Source organism: Bacillus cereus group sp. BfR-BA-01453 (assembly GCF_022662915.1).
Taxonomy (GTDB): domain Bacteria; phylum Bacillota; class Bacilli; order Bacillales; family Bacillaceae_G; genus Bacillus_A; species Bacillus_A paranthracis.
In genome coordinates this window covers 1-13,490 of the sequence record NZ_JAKUEN010000010.1, presented here as the reverse complement: position 1 = coordinate 13,490, position 13,490 = coordinate 1, and the positions used below count along the sequence as shown (strand labels likewise).

Here is a 13,490-nt window from a genome sequence, read left to right as displayed (position 1 = left end):
CTTTTTATTTTTAAATAATTATAGCGGAAAATTCAGAATATTCTTTTAAAAGTTAACAATTCACGTTATAATAACATTTAACTTGGTGAAGAAGGGGAGAAGAGAAATGGATGTTGCAAAAGAACTTGTTTTGTCAAAGGATCAGTTGGTTGAGTGGAGAAGGCATTTTCATAAGTATCCAGAGTTATCTTTTCAAGAAGAAAAAACATCGCAGTTTGTATTCGACATACTTCGGAAAATCCCATGTTTAGAGGTGTCAAGACCTACGAAATATAGTGTAATGGCAAGGTTGATTGGAAAGCAGCCTGGTAAAATAGTTGCGGTTCGAGCTGACATGGATGCCCTACCTATTCATGAAGAGAATGAGTTTGACTTTATTTCTACATATCCGGGTGTAATGCATGCATGTGGCCATGATGGACATATAGCGATATTACTTGGAGTTGTACATAAGTTAGTAGAAGCAAGAGAGAAGATTAAAGGGGAGATTCGTTTTCTATTCCAACATGCTGAAGAAAACTTTCCTGGTGGTGCAGAGGAAATGGTTGCAGCGGGTGTAATGGAAGGGGTCGATTATATTATTGGTGCTCACCTTTGGGCATCGTTAGAGGTTGGAAAAGTAGGTGTAATTTATGGTCCCGCAATGGCTGCTCCAGATGTTTTTAAAATTATAATAGAAGGAAAAGGTGGACATGCTGGAATCCCTCATGAAACAGTTGATAGTATTGCAATTGGTACACAAGTGGTTTCGCAACTTCAGCAAATTGTCTCTCGCCTCACGAATCCGTTAGATTCTCTTGTAGTATCTGTTACGCAATTTCACGCTGGGACAACTCATAATGTGATTCCAGAGCAAGCGGAGATTGAAGGGACAGTGCGGAGTTTAAGACATGAGTTGCGAGAAGAAACAGAGAAAAGAATTGAACAGATTGTAAAGCATGTGACGGAAGCTTACGGAGCGAAATATACGTTTTCTTATGAATATGGATATCGTCCCGTCGTAAATGATTATAAAGTTACAGAGATTATTGAGCAAACAGCATTACAGCTTTATGGAAGAGAACGAGTTACTCGTTTACAGCCGACGATGGCTGGAGAAGATTTTTCAGCGTTTTTACAAAAAGCACCAGGGACATTCTTTTTTATCGGAGCAGGAAATAAAGAGAAAGGAATTATATATCCTCACCATCACCCTCGTTTTACGATTGATGAAGATGCATTACCAATTGGCGTGCAAGTCTTTGTATCATCGATTATGAATTTCATAAGTAAAGGAGAATGAGATGAAGAAAATACACGTATTAGCGCTTATTCCAGTTTTTTGTTTAGTTGTTGGCCCCGTATTTGCTAATTCAGTTACTCCTTACATATTAGGGATGCCATTTTTATTATTTTGGATATTATTATCAGTGCTTATTACATCTCTTTGTATGGGGATTGTATACGTATTTGATCCTGCTAATAAGGAGGATGTAAAATGACCGCATTACTTATCATTATTTTATTTTTGTTTCTCGCACTATTTTTAGGAATTCGGGCACAACATGGAAAAGATATGAATTTAGAGCAATGGTCAGTTGGAGGAAGAGGATTTGGCACTATTTTTGTTTTTCTTCTTATGGCAGGTGAAATTTATACGACATTCACATTTTTAGGCGGAAGTGGCTGGGCGTATAGTAAAGGAGCACCTACTTTTTATATTTTAGGTTATGGTGCATTAGCTTATATTTTATCTTATTTTTTATTACCACCAGTTTGGAAGTATGCAAAAGAGCACAATCTAGTTTCACAGCCAGATTTTTTTGTGAAGAAATATAAGAGTCAGGCACTGGGCCTTATCGTTTCTATCATTGGGGTTATTTCGATTATCCCATACCTTGTTTTACAGTTAAAAGGATTAGGAATTATCGTTTCGGAAGCGTCTTACGGAAGGGTATCACCAGTTATCGCAGTGTGGATTGGCGCAATTGTTATAACGATATATGTAATGGTTTCAGGTATACACGGCTCTGCTTGGACGGCCGCTTTGAAGGATATTATGATCCTGTTTATCGTTATGTTTTTAGGTATATATTTACCGTACCATTATTACGGAGGATTTCAGCCGATGTTTGAAGCTGTAGAAGCAGCAAAACCAGGATTTTTATCTTTACCTGATGAAGGAATGAGCATTTCTTGGTTTGTTTCTACTATTGTATTAACAGCTCTCGGTTTCTATATGTGGCCCCATACATTCGCCTCTGCTTTCTCTGCAAAAAATGAAAAAGTATTTCGTAAAAATGCGGCCATTATGCCACTGTATTCTTTAGTTTTACTTTTCGTGTTCTTTGCAGGGTTTGCAGCTATTTTGCAAGTTCCTGGATTAAAGGGAGGGGATGTAGACCTTTCGTTATTCCGTCTGGCTCTTCAAACTTTTGATCCTTGGTTTATTGGGATTATTGGTAGTGCAGGAGTTTTAACGGCATTAGTTCCAGGTTCTATGCTTGTCATGGCTGCTTCTACATTATTAGCGAAAAATATTTACCGAACAATGGTCCCATCTGCTTCGGATCGACAAGTGGCAAAAACAGCGAAATTATTTGTTCCTGTAGTAACACTTGTAGCTGTTTTGTTTACTTTTAAAGGTGGAGAAACGATAGGAGCACTTCTTTTAATGGGATATAGTATAGTGACACAACTTTTCCCGGCACTTGTATGTAGTTTGTTTCCACGTCAGACTATTACGAAGCAAGGAGCAATTGCCGGGATGGGGATTGGGTTATTAGTGGTTGCGTATATTACTTTATCTGGTTCAACTATAGCTACGATGTTTCCGGGTTTCCCTCAATATATAAAAGATTTAAATGTAGGTATAGTCGCGCTGTTAATGAATATGATTGTGATGTTTATCGTTAGCGGATTCACGAAAAATGTATCTATAAAGAAAGACAATATAATAGTAGAAAAGTAATTCGTATGCTAGAGCTATCTTTGAAAAGAGATAGCTCTTTTTTTGTATATATTTTCTTCTATTAGCGGAATCTAACTAAAAACTTGTTGAAAAGGAAGTTAGGTGGGGGATTTGTTAGAGCTAAAAGGTAACTTATTTGAAATTATGAAAGAAATTAGAGATGAGTTAGGTTCGCCTAATGATTTGACAATTAGGGAAGTTGCCCTTGCTGGTAGTTTTACACGTTGTGCTGTTGTCTTTTTATGTGGGTTAACAGATAAGGATAACGTTTATAAATATGTAGTTCGTACGCTTCAATATGAAGAGATACAAAAAGACGAAGCTGTTGTTCAAACATTATTAGATCGCTTTATTTCTATTGCAGAAGTTGGTAAGAAGACAACATTTCCGGATATTATAAATGCGATTTTAGCGGGAGATACAGTTATATTAATTGATAATATTCAAACTGCTATCGTGATTAATAGTAGAGCTTGGGAAAAAAGAAGTTTAGAACCGCCAGTAACAGAAGATTTAATACGTGGACCGAGGATAGGATTAAATGAAGATATTAACGTGAATAAAATGTTAATTCGCCGTAGTTTACGTGACCCAAAGCTGAGATTTCAATCTTATATTATGGGAAAGAGATCCCAAAAAGAAGTGACTTTAGTATATATAGAAGACATTATTAATCCTTACATTGTAAAAGAGCTAGATCGGCGTCTTCAATCCATAGTGACAGATGTCGTTTTTGAGACGGGTACAATTGAGCAATTAATTCAAGATAATAATTTGTCGCCGTTTCCGCAGTTTTTGAATACGGAAAGACCTGATAATATTGTGGCCTCATTAGCGAAAGGAAAGGCAGCTATTTTGGTGGATGGATCCCCGTTTGCGCTTATAGCTCCGCTAGTATTTGTCGATATTTTTCAATCTGTGGAAGATCATTATGAGCGTTGGGTAATAGGAACTTTATTAAGAATTTTGCGGATGGGTTCTGGTATAGTTGCAATTTTAATGCCGGCGATGTATGTAGCGCTCGTCTCATATCACCAAGGACTTATTCCTTCTAAATTGGCTTATTCGATTGCTGGAGCAAGAGAAGGTGTTCCGTTTCCTGCCTATATTGAAACGTTAATGATGGCATTAACGATGGAGTTAATACGAGAAGCAGGAATTAGGTTGCCGAAACCGATGGGACAAACAATTGGGATTGTAGGTGGTCTTGTAATTGGAGAGGCAGCGGTGAATGCAGGAATTGTAAATCCATTTTTAGTTATCATTATTGCGGTTACAGCTATTGCTACATTTTCACTTCCAGTGTATAGCATTACAATTACGTTTCGGATTTTACTTTTCGTCTTTGTATTAGCAGCAACGGCTTTTGGGTTGTATGGAATCATTCTAGCTCTTATTGCGCTTGCTGTTCATATTACAAATTTAACAAGTGTTGGTGTACCGTATACAACTCCAATTGCTCCTGCATTTTATAAAGATTGGAAAGAAGAGTTTATTCGCATGCCAAAATCAATGCTGAAAGAGAGACCTGAATATTTACAAACAAAAGATTCTACAGTACGTCCAAAGGAGCGAGAATAATTGAAACCATTTGAGTATGGCGATGAAGAAATTGGATCTCGGGAAATTGGGTTTGCGGTATCATCGACCATTATTGGTATAGGCGCATTATCTATGCCAAGGGATATTGCAAACCAAACATTATTTTCAGATGGTTGGATTATTTTGCTTTTGGGTGGATTAATATGTGCAGTTTTAGGTTGGTTTGTAACGAGGGTAGCTATTTTATTCCCGAAACAAAACTTTGTTCAATATACAAGTGCGCATTTGACAAAGCCTGTTGCGTACACGATTAGTAGCATTTTAGTATTAACGTTTGCTGCTTTGACAGCATATGAATCGCGAATGATTTCAATTATTTCTCAAACGTATTTATTTAGTGAGACACCGATACAACTGCTGTCTTTTTTCTTCTTACTAGTTGTTATTTACGGAATTGCAGGTTCAAGAGCGGCCTTATTAAGGTTAAATGTTCTATTTTTACCTATTGTTTTAATTGCGATAGTACTTCTTTCTTTATTGAATATAAATTTAATGGAAATAAATAATTTACTACCAGCTTTTCAAACGAAAGTGAGTCAATATGCTGTTGGAGTTAAAAATTCTATTTTTACGTTTATTGGGTTTGAAGTAGCTTTGTTTTATGCTGTTTTGTTAAACGATAAGACGGCGAAAAAAGCACCGATGGCAGTTGCAAAAGCTGTGATGGTAAACGTGTTGTCATACATTTTAATTTATGTAACTTGTATTAGTGTTTTTACGTATATGACAACACGTGGGTTGACATATCCGACAATTGAATTAGGGAAAGAAATTGAAATTGGTGGAGGATTTTTAGAAAGGTTCGATGCAATTTTTTTTACGACTTGGATTATTACTATTTATAACACTACAGCAATGTATTATGACGTCGCATCTTTATTATTTTGTGCCATGTTTCCGAAAGTGAAGAAACATATTTTTATTTTCGGAAGCGCGCCTCTGATTTTTATGCTGAATATGCTCCCTGGTAATTTAAATACGTTATCAAGTTACGGAACGTATTTAGCGTGGATAGATATGGGATTTGTCGTATTAGCTCCTTTGCTAGTTTTTATTGTATATAAAATAAAAAGAAGGAATGGTAGAAATGAAACACCTTCTTAAAATTATAATGCTTATGGTTTTAGTTGGATCTATAAGTGGGTGCTCTGAACTAGAAGAAATAGAAGAAAGAGGATTTGTAGTAGGCGCAGCTTACGATATTGTGAAGAAAAAGAAATCAAATCCGATTATGAAAGGGACGTATCAGATGGTACTTCCCAGTAAGTTAGCACAACAAAGTGGACAGGGCGATGGAGATAGTGAAAATTATATTAACGTAAGTGCGAAAGCAGATAGCGTCTTTGAGCAAATAAGAATAATTGCTAAAAAAATTAGTCGAACATTATTTTTTCCGCATATACAAGTCATTATTTTTTCGGATGAATTACTAGCAAATCCGTATGTTTTGCAAAATACGTTAGATGTATATTTTCGTGACCATGAAATGAGAAGAAATATTCGTTTGTTCGTTTCCAAGAAAAATGCAGAATCTATTTTAAAACAGAGTGCAAAACCTGAAAACTTACCGGCGCAGTACATTGATATGTTAGCTGAACATCCTCCGAAAAACGCTCAAATGATTGAGGCGGCGAGAATTGGTGAAGTACAAGGGAAAATGATTGCAGATCGAAGTTTTGCATTACCTCTCTTAGGGTTAACTAAACAAGGCGTACAAATGGAAGGAGCGGCATTGATCCGTGGAAAGGATAATAAGTGCGTTGGAACTTTGAGTGGAGAACAAACATTAGGAATGAACTATGTAATAGGTAAAAAAATTGGAGGTTTCTTTACTGTTCGTAAAAAGAATCAGCTCATTACATATGAAATTCATAAGTTGCGCCGAAAGATCCAAGTGTCTACTGAAAATGCTACAAAACCGAAGTTTGATATTCATTTGTCCACAGAAGGCATATTAGCTGAGTTACATTTTAATGAACCGAAACAAGTGATGAATGAAAAGCTTTTAAAGAAAGAAATTTCAAAGGAAATGAAGAAGCGTATTGAAAAGTCTATACAGCTTGTTCAAAAAAAATATAAGGTAGATGTATTGGAATTAGGAGAGGTATATAAGAGGCATAATTATAAAGAGTGGAAGAAAGTTAGTAAGAATTGGGATCAAGGCCAGAATTATTTTAGTAATGCTGAAATTAATGTTCACGTTGATCCAACAATTGAACATTCAGGTTCAGCGTTACCAAAGAAAGTGAAGTAAGGTGATGGAAGGTGTTTACTGGATTAGGGATTAGTTGCACAATATTAATGGCAGTTCTTCCGGGAGCTATATACTACATTCATAAAAAAATTACAACGTATGGAGCGCAGCCTTGGAATAATGAGGTGCAAAAAAAGAAACCTGAATAATTTCAGGTTTCTTTCGCACAAAGCATATGTGAAGGGGATACCTTCTATGTATGCTTTGTTTTTATACAAGCCCTAACCAATGTACCAATTGTGTAGAGAGGAATGTCACAACAATAGCGATAACGGTAGGGATTGCAAACGATAAGAATGTCCATTTTGCACTTTTTGTTTCTTTATATATGTTAACCAGTGTCGTTCCGCATGGGAAATGAAGAAGTGAGAACAACATTGTGTTTAACGCCGTTAACCAAGTCCAACCATTTTCTAAGAATAGATTTTTAATTTGATTAAAATCATCTATTTCAGTTAAAGCTCCGGTTGATAAGTAAGACATTAATAAAATCGGGATAACAATTTCGTTCGCTGGTAGTCCAAGAATGAACGCAGCTAGAATAAATCCGTCAAGTCCTAACATTTTAGCGAATGGATCTAGGAAGTTTACAAAATACATAAGTAGGCTTGTGTCACCGATGAAAATATTAGCAAGTAACCAAGTTAATGCAGCCGCAGGAGCAGCTACAACAACAGCTCGTTTTAAAACATAGACGGATTTATCGAGTGTTGCACGCACAATTGTATTCCAAACCTTTGGCTTACGGTATGGCGGTAACTCGAGTGTGTAGTGAGTTGGAACGCCTTTTAAAGCTGTTTTGGATAGTACCCAAGAAACGGTTAATGTCATAACGATACCAATTACAACCATTCCAACTACAACCCCAGCAGTAACCAATGTTTGCATACTACCTGTATAACCGGCAGCCATAAATAATGAAGCCATTAAAATTAACATAGGCCAGCGACCGTTACAAGGAACGAAGTTGTTTGTTAAGATTGCAAGCATACGTTCACGTGGTGATTCAATAATACGTGTTGACATAATGGCTGCTGCATTACAACCAAAGCCCATTGCCATTGTTAAAGATTGTTTACCATGTGCACCAGAGCGTTTGAATAAGCGGTCCATATTAAACGCAACGCGTGGTAAGTATCCGTAGTTTTCTAATAGTGCAAACATAGGGAAAAAGATGGCCATAGGTGGTAACATAACGCTAATAACAGCGCCGATACCACGGAATAAACCAAGTATTAAAATGCCATGTAACCATTCAGGTGCGTGTGCTGCTTGGAACCAAGATGTTAAATATCCTTCGGCCCATCCGAAAAACTCAGCAATCATATCAGATGGTACGTTAGCCCCTGCAATTGTAAGATAAAAAATGATAGATAAAATACCGAGCATAATTGGGAATCCCCATATTGGAGATGTGAAAATTTTATCTAGTTTTTCAGAACGATACAATTTATCCGTATTTGTATATTGAACAGATTCTTTACAGATGCTTGCAGATGTTCGGTAAATATCTCCGACAATATCATCTCGTATATCTTCTTTTGATAGTGCTTGTGCATGTTGAATAATATAGTCTAATGGAAGAGCTTTACTGGCTGAGTGAGATTCCATTCATTACGACCTCCCTTACAAGTGGTTCATTATGGTGTTTTTGAAGTGTAGTTAAGAAATTTTTATCTCCATCTAATATACGTAACGCAATCCAGCGTGCTGGATACGTATCACCGAACACTTTATAAATTTGTGGTTCTAATTCCTGAATCATATTCTCGATTTTTTCGCTGTAAGAAATTTTAATTGGTGTTGGAATTAGCTTTTTATTTGCTACTTTAGCAATAACATTTAGTAAATGACCGATGCCTACTCGGTTACGAGCGGAAATTTTAACTACAGGTACACCGAGTGATTTTGCTAATTTTTTTTCATCGATAACGATGCCTTTTTTCTCAGCTTCATCAATTAAGTTAATACAAATGACTACGTTACTCGTCATTTCCATCACTTGAAGTGCTAAATTTAAATTTCTTTCCATTGCTGTTGCATCTACAACAACTACAGTTACTTCTGGTTTTTCAAATATAATATAATCCCTTGCTACTTCTTCATCCGCAGAATTTGAATATAGTGAGTAAGTTCCAGGTAAATCTATTAATGTATATTTACTGCCGTTATGTTCATATTCCCCTTCAGCTTTTAAAACAGTTTTTCCTGTCCAGTTTCCAGTATGTTGTTTTAAGCCTGTTAAAGTATTAAATAATGTACTTTTCCCGGTATTCGGGTTGCCGGCTAAAGCAATGCGATGTTTGCTCATCTGAAATCATCTCCTATTAATATCCCGAAAATAAGGGAACTTTCTTCCTTACGTAGTGCAATAGTGGTGTTGCTTACTTGATAAGCGACCGGATCTCCAAGTGGACTGCGTTGTAATACTTTAATTGTTGCCCCAGGGATAAATCCTAAATCTAATAAACGTCGTTTCATAGTTCCTTCTAATTGTATCTTCTCAATTTGTACAAACTCTCCTGTCTTAAATTCAGAAAGTGGTTTTATATTAGCCGATACCATAAAAGTTACCTCATCTCTATATTGTTAGTTTGAGTTTAAAAAGTTTCCTTAGGTAAACTTTTTGTTAGTAATATAGTAGACTACATTGGATGATGCTGTCAATTGGTACTTTAAAAATATTCATTTATTTTTAGAATTGTTCCAATTTATTTAGTTGTACTAAAAAATATTACTGAAATTCTGTGTGATGTGCATAAATTAGGTGTGTAAAAGTAACAAAATACAGCGAAATTGTAAATGTAACTTTAACTAAAAGGGAAAAAGAGCGAAAAACATTTACATTTAATTTACATTGTTAAGAGTAAATTTACATTACAGCTTAATTAGTGTGGATTTTGTTGGGTTCTTTAACTATAAATGTTGGGATTCCTAGTTTTTAAGGATTATTATCGTCATTTACTTAAAATTAAAAATTGCTTAACACTCACATAATATTATTGTCCTACAATGAATTTGTGTTCGAAAGAAGTAGATAAATGTGAAAAGTGATAATCCAAATGGGGGTACAAGACATGGTCATGAAAAAGGGTATTAAATTTTCTTTAGCAGCTTTAGTGGTAGCGGGTTCATTAGTGGGATGTGGAAAAGCAGAAGAGACATCAGGTAAAGATGCTAAAGGAAGCGATAATGCAAAACAAGAATTGTCAGGTACGATAGCAGCTGCAGGCTCTACAGCACTTCAACCTCTTGCAGAGGAAGCTGGAAAGAAATTTATGGAGAAAAATTCAAATGTTTCTATTCAAGTGCAAGGTGGCGGTAGTGGAACTGGAATTAACCAAGTAGCTTCTGGTGCGGTCCAAATTGGTAACTCAGATGTTCCATCTGCAGATAAAATAAAAGATGCTGATAAGGCGAAAGAATTAGTAGATAACAAGGTAGCGGGTATTGCATTCGCACTTGTCGTAAATAAAGATGTAAAAGTTGATAATTTAACAGTACAACAAGTACAAGATATCTTCACTGGAAAAGTAACAAACTGGAAAGAGGTAGGCGGGAAAGATGAAAAAATTAACGTAATCAATCGTCCAGCTTCTTCTGGTACACGTGCTACATTTGAAAAAACAATTATGAAAGATGCGAAAATCAATGATGGAACTGGTACTACACAAGATTCTAACGGTGCAGTAGAACAAGCGATTAACTCTACTCCAGGTTCAGTAAGTTATTTAGCAATGTCTTACATGGTTGGCGAGAAAAAAGGTGCGCTACAAACAGTGAAAATTGATGGTGCTGAACCAAAAGTTGAAAACATTGCGTCTGGTAAATATCCATTCTGGTCTTACGAGTACATGGTAACGAAAGGTGAAGCGAAAGAAGCAACAAAAGCTTACATTGACTATGTAAAAGGTAAAGATTTTGAAAAGCAAGTAGAAGATATGGGTTATATTCCAATGTCTAAATTAAATAAGTAATAAAATTTATGGGGCTGGCTGCAAGGCCAGTCCTGTTCATTTCAATTTATGAAGTGGGGTCTGTCCTGTGATGAAGGGGAAAAAACAAATTAATTACGTGAAAAGTGAATATATAGGAAGGTCACTTGTTACGTTTTGTGGTATTTTTATTGTTTTAGTTACATTAGCTATTATTGCATTTATTTGCGGTAAAGGAATTCAATCATTTACGCAAAGTGGTATCTCGTTTACTGAAATGTTAACATCGACAAAATGGAGTCCAAATGCTGATGAGGGAACTTTTGGGGCTGTAATTTTTATTGTAGGTTCAACGGTGGTTTCGTTAGGTGCGGTTATTATTAGTGCGCCAATTGCTATAGCTCTTGCTATATTCATGAATTTAATTTCGCCGAAGTTTGGAAATAAAGTATTGAAGCCTGTTTTAGAATTATTAGTTGGTATTCCTTCGGTTGTATACGGATTATTAGGGGTTACAATTTTAGTACCGCTATTACGTGATTCGTTTGGGGGAGTAGGGTTTAGTTTAATTGCAGGTATTATTGTCCTGAGTATTATGATTTTGCCTACTATTGCTAGTATCGCTTCTGATGCAATACGCTCTGTTCCATTTGATTATTTAGAAGCTTCTTATGGTTTAGGATCAACGAAATGGCAAGCGATTAGCCGAGTGATTGTTCCTGCTGCGAAAAAGGGGATTTTAACAGGTGTTGTTTTAGGTTTAGCGCGTGCTTTTGGTGAAGCGTTAGCGGTTCAAATGGTAATTGGGAATACGGTTAAATTACCAGAAGGAATATATAGTCCGACAGCAACGTTAACTGGTATTTTGACAATGGACATGACAAATACATTAAACGGAACTGCTTGGAACAATGCGCTATGGACTTTAGCAATGATTTTACTTGTTATTTCATTCCTGTTTATTTTAGTAATTCGAGCAATTGGGCAAAGAGGTGAGCGATAATAATGAATGCAAGAACGGTAAATAAAGTTTGGACAGGTATCTTTTATGCGGTTGCGGCTTTAGTTGTAGCTTTACTAGTGTTCTTAGTGTTTGAGATTTTACAAAAGGGATGGGGTTTTTGGGATCCTAATTTCTTGTTTGGAGAACCAAGCAATACAAGAGCTGGTGGTGGGATTGGTCCGCAGTTATTCAATTCATTCTATATGCTTGTTATAACGCTTATTATATCTATTCCACTTGGATTAGGCGCTGGAATATATTTAGCAGAGTATGCAAAACAAGGACGTTTTTTAAACTTTGTTCGTTTATGTATCGAGACAATGGCATCTTTACCTTCTATTGTTGTTGGTTTATTCGGGTTGTTAGTGTTCGTTACAATGACAGGATGGGGATACACAGTAATGGGTGGTGCCCTTGCTTTAACAATTTTAAACTTGCCAGGTTTAACTCGTGTTTGTGAAAATGCGATTTCAGAGGTTCCTTCTAATGTGAAAGAGGCGAGTCTTGGATTAGGTGCAACAAAGTGGCAAACGATCACTCGTATTATTATCCCGTCGTCATTACCGCAAATTATTACAGGTGTTATTTTAGCGGCAGGTCGTATATTTGGTGAAGCAGCAGCATTAATTTATACAGCGGGTTTAACATCTCCAATTTTAAATTCAGCAGCGGACTTCTCAAGTCCTGCTCATCCTTTAAATCCATTTAGACCAGCTGAAACGTTAGCGGTTCACATTTGGAAGTTAAATTCTGAAGGGATTATCCCAGATGCGAAGTTAATTGCGACAAAATCTGCAGCTGTATTAATTATTATGGTATTACTATTCAATGTTATTTCACGATTAGTAGCATCTATATTGCACAAACGTTTTACAGGAGCGAAAAGAAAAAGTAAAACGACGAAGAAGGTAAAAGCTGCATAAGCTGTAAAGGGGAACTCTCTACTTATAAGTAGGGGGTTCTTTTTGTATTTTAATATAGAAGGAAAAGGTATAGCGATTGTTGAATTTGTAATTCGTTATATAGATAAAGTGAAATTTTAAACAGTGGGGTTTTACTGCTCACAAATAGTGGGATAAAAAGATGAAAATGAGGGAGTGGGTTTAATTTGTTTTTTCTACAAATGTCAGGTTTTCCAGGATCGGGAAAATCCACAGTTTCTAAGTATATAGGGGAGTTAACAGGTGCTATAATTGTAGATCATGACGTTTTGAAATCAGCATTGTTAAGATCACTAGAAGTGAAAGGTATTGAATCAACGATTATTGGTGGACTTGCGTATGATGCTGAATGGGTATTGATTGATTCGTATTTAGAACAAGGACATAGTGTGATATTGGATAGTCCATGTCTATATGAAGGGATGGTTGAAAAGGGAATTAAGCTGTCTAATAAACATGGTGTGAAATATAAATATATTGAGTGTTATCTGAATGATATGGAAGAGATTAATATGAGACTACAAACACGTAAGCGTCTGATCAGTCAAATTGAAAAGGTAGAGTCGGAAGTAGCTTTTAAAAAGTGGTTAAATGGTAGTAAAAGACCTCTAAATAGTGAATACCTTATTGTGAATTCTAGTGAACCTTTAGAGCGGTATGCAGAAAAAATGATGAATTATATGAGTAGGTAGAGAAAGAGGTTGTCCCAAAAGTAGCTGAATAGCTACTTTTGGGCAACCTCTTTCTTTACAGAAAATATAAAAAAGAATCGTCCATCTTTGATATAATTAAGTCACCACAACCA

14 protein-coding genes are annotated in these 13,490 nt (G+C 36.0%); 11 read left to right on the top strand and 3 right to left on the bottom strand.

The window, feature by feature from the left end:
* The first annotated feature begins 106 nt into the window (after positions 1-106).
* The 7 genes from MR070_RS18610 to MR070_RS18580 all read left to right on the top strand — a co-directional run bounded on the left by MR070_RS18610 (position 107) and on the right by MR070_RS18580 (position 6,955).
* Positions 107-1,282 carry an amidohydrolase gene (locus MR070_RS18610; protein WP_000382098.1) on the top strand — a complete coding sequence of 392 codons (1,176 nt, stop codon included), beginning with the start codon at positions 107-109 and terminating at the stop codon, positions 1,280-1,282.
* A gap of 1 nt (position 1,283) precedes the next feature.
* A complete protein-coding gene (locus tag MR070_RS18605; protein WP_000719856.1) occupies positions 1,284-1,481 on the top strand; it encodes a DUF3311 domain-containing protein in 198 nt (65 codons plus the stop codon).
* Entirely contained in the window at positions 1,478-2,950 is a 1,473-nt protein-coding gene (locus tag MR070_RS18600) for a sodium:solute symporter family protein (protein WP_000125916.1), read from the top strand. Before MR070_RS18605 ends, MR070_RS18600 begins: the two co-directional genes overlap by 4 nt.
* A gap of 102 nt (positions 2,951-3,052) precedes the next feature.
* Positions 3,053-4,531: a spore germination protein GerLA gene (gene gerLA, locus MR070_RS18595; protein ID WP_130983617.1), complete on the top strand. Its 1,479-nt coding sequence runs from the start codon at positions 3,053-3,055 to the stop codon at positions 4,529-4,531.
* Complete coding sequence (gene gerLB, locus MR070_RS18590) at positions 4,532-5,656, top strand: spore germination protein GerLB (protein ID WP_000802002.1); 1,125 nt, start codon at positions 4,532-4,534, stop codon at positions 5,654-5,656.
* Complete coding sequence (gene gerLC / locus MR070_RS18585) at positions 5,640-6,806, top strand: spore germination protein GerLC (RefSeq protein ID WP_000681625.1); 1,167 nt, start codon at positions 5,640-5,642, stop codon at positions 6,804-6,806. The genes gerLB and gerLC overlap by 17 nt, the downstream gene beginning before the upstream one ends.
* Positions 6,807-6,817: 11 nt before the next feature.
* Positions 6,818-6,955, top strand: a complete 138-nt coding sequence (locus MR070_RS18580; RefSeq protein WP_000493993.1) for a hypothetical protein — start codon at positions 6,818-6,820, stop codon at positions 6,953-6,955.
* A 61-nt stretch (positions 6,956-7,016) separates the two neighbouring features.
* Here MR070_RS18580 and MR070_RS18575 read toward each other — a convergent pair whose 3' ends face one another.
* Genes MR070_RS18575 through MR070_RS18565 form a run of 3 tightly spaced genes read right to left on the bottom strand, consistent with a single transcriptional unit; the run spans position 7,017 to position 9,371 of the window.
* Positions 7,017-8,417, bottom strand: coding sequence for a nucleoside recognition domain-containing protein (locus MR070_RS18575; protein ID WP_000443586.1), 1,401 nt, complete (start codon positions 8,415-8,417; stop codon positions 7,017-7,019).
* Positions 8,395-9,117 (bottom strand): FeoB small GTPase domain-containing protein, encoded by a 723-nt coding sequence (locus MR070_RS18570; RefSeq protein ID WP_000033861.1) that lies wholly within the window; start codon positions 9,115-9,117, stop codon positions 8,395-8,397. Before MR070_RS18570 ends, MR070_RS18575 begins: the two co-directional genes overlap by 23 nt.
* Positions 9,114-9,371: a FeoA family protein gene (locus MR070_RS18565; protein ID WP_000252983.1), complete on the bottom strand. Its 258-nt coding sequence runs from the start codon at positions 9,369-9,371 to the stop codon at positions 9,114-9,116. Before MR070_RS18565 ends, MR070_RS18570 begins: the two co-directional genes overlap by 4 nt.
* Positions 9,372-9,883: 512 nt before the next feature.
* On the opposite strand from MR070_RS18565, the gene MR070_RS18560 reads away from it, so the two are divergent.
* The 4 genes from MR070_RS18560 (at position 9,884) to MR070_RS18545 (ending at position 13,377) form a co-directional block, all read left to right on the top strand.
* Entirely contained in the window at positions 9,884-10,783 is a 900-nt protein-coding gene (locus MR070_RS18560; RefSeq protein WP_000245119.1) for a phosphate ABC transporter substrate-binding protein PstS, read from the top strand.
* A 70-nt stretch (positions 10,784-10,853) separates the two neighbouring features.
* Positions 10,854-11,744, top strand: a complete 891-nt coding sequence (gene pstC, locus MR070_RS18555; protein ID WP_011040013.1) for a phosphate ABC transporter permease subunit PstC — start codon at positions 10,854-10,856, stop codon at positions 11,742-11,744.
* A gap of 2 nt (positions 11,745-11,746) precedes the next feature.
* On the top strand, positions 11,747-12,667 hold the full coding sequence (gene pstA, locus MR070_RS18550; protein WP_000994142.1) for a phosphate ABC transporter permease PstA: 921 nt from the start codon (positions 11,747-11,749) through the stop codon (positions 12,665-12,667).
* A 185-nt stretch (positions 12,668-12,852) separates the two neighbouring features.
* Entirely contained in the window at positions 12,853-13,377 is a 525-nt protein-coding gene (locus MR070_RS18545) for a P-loop nucleotide/nucleoside kinase family protein (protein ID WP_242261777.1), read from the top strand.
* Positions 13,378-13,490: the final 113 nt, after the last annotated feature.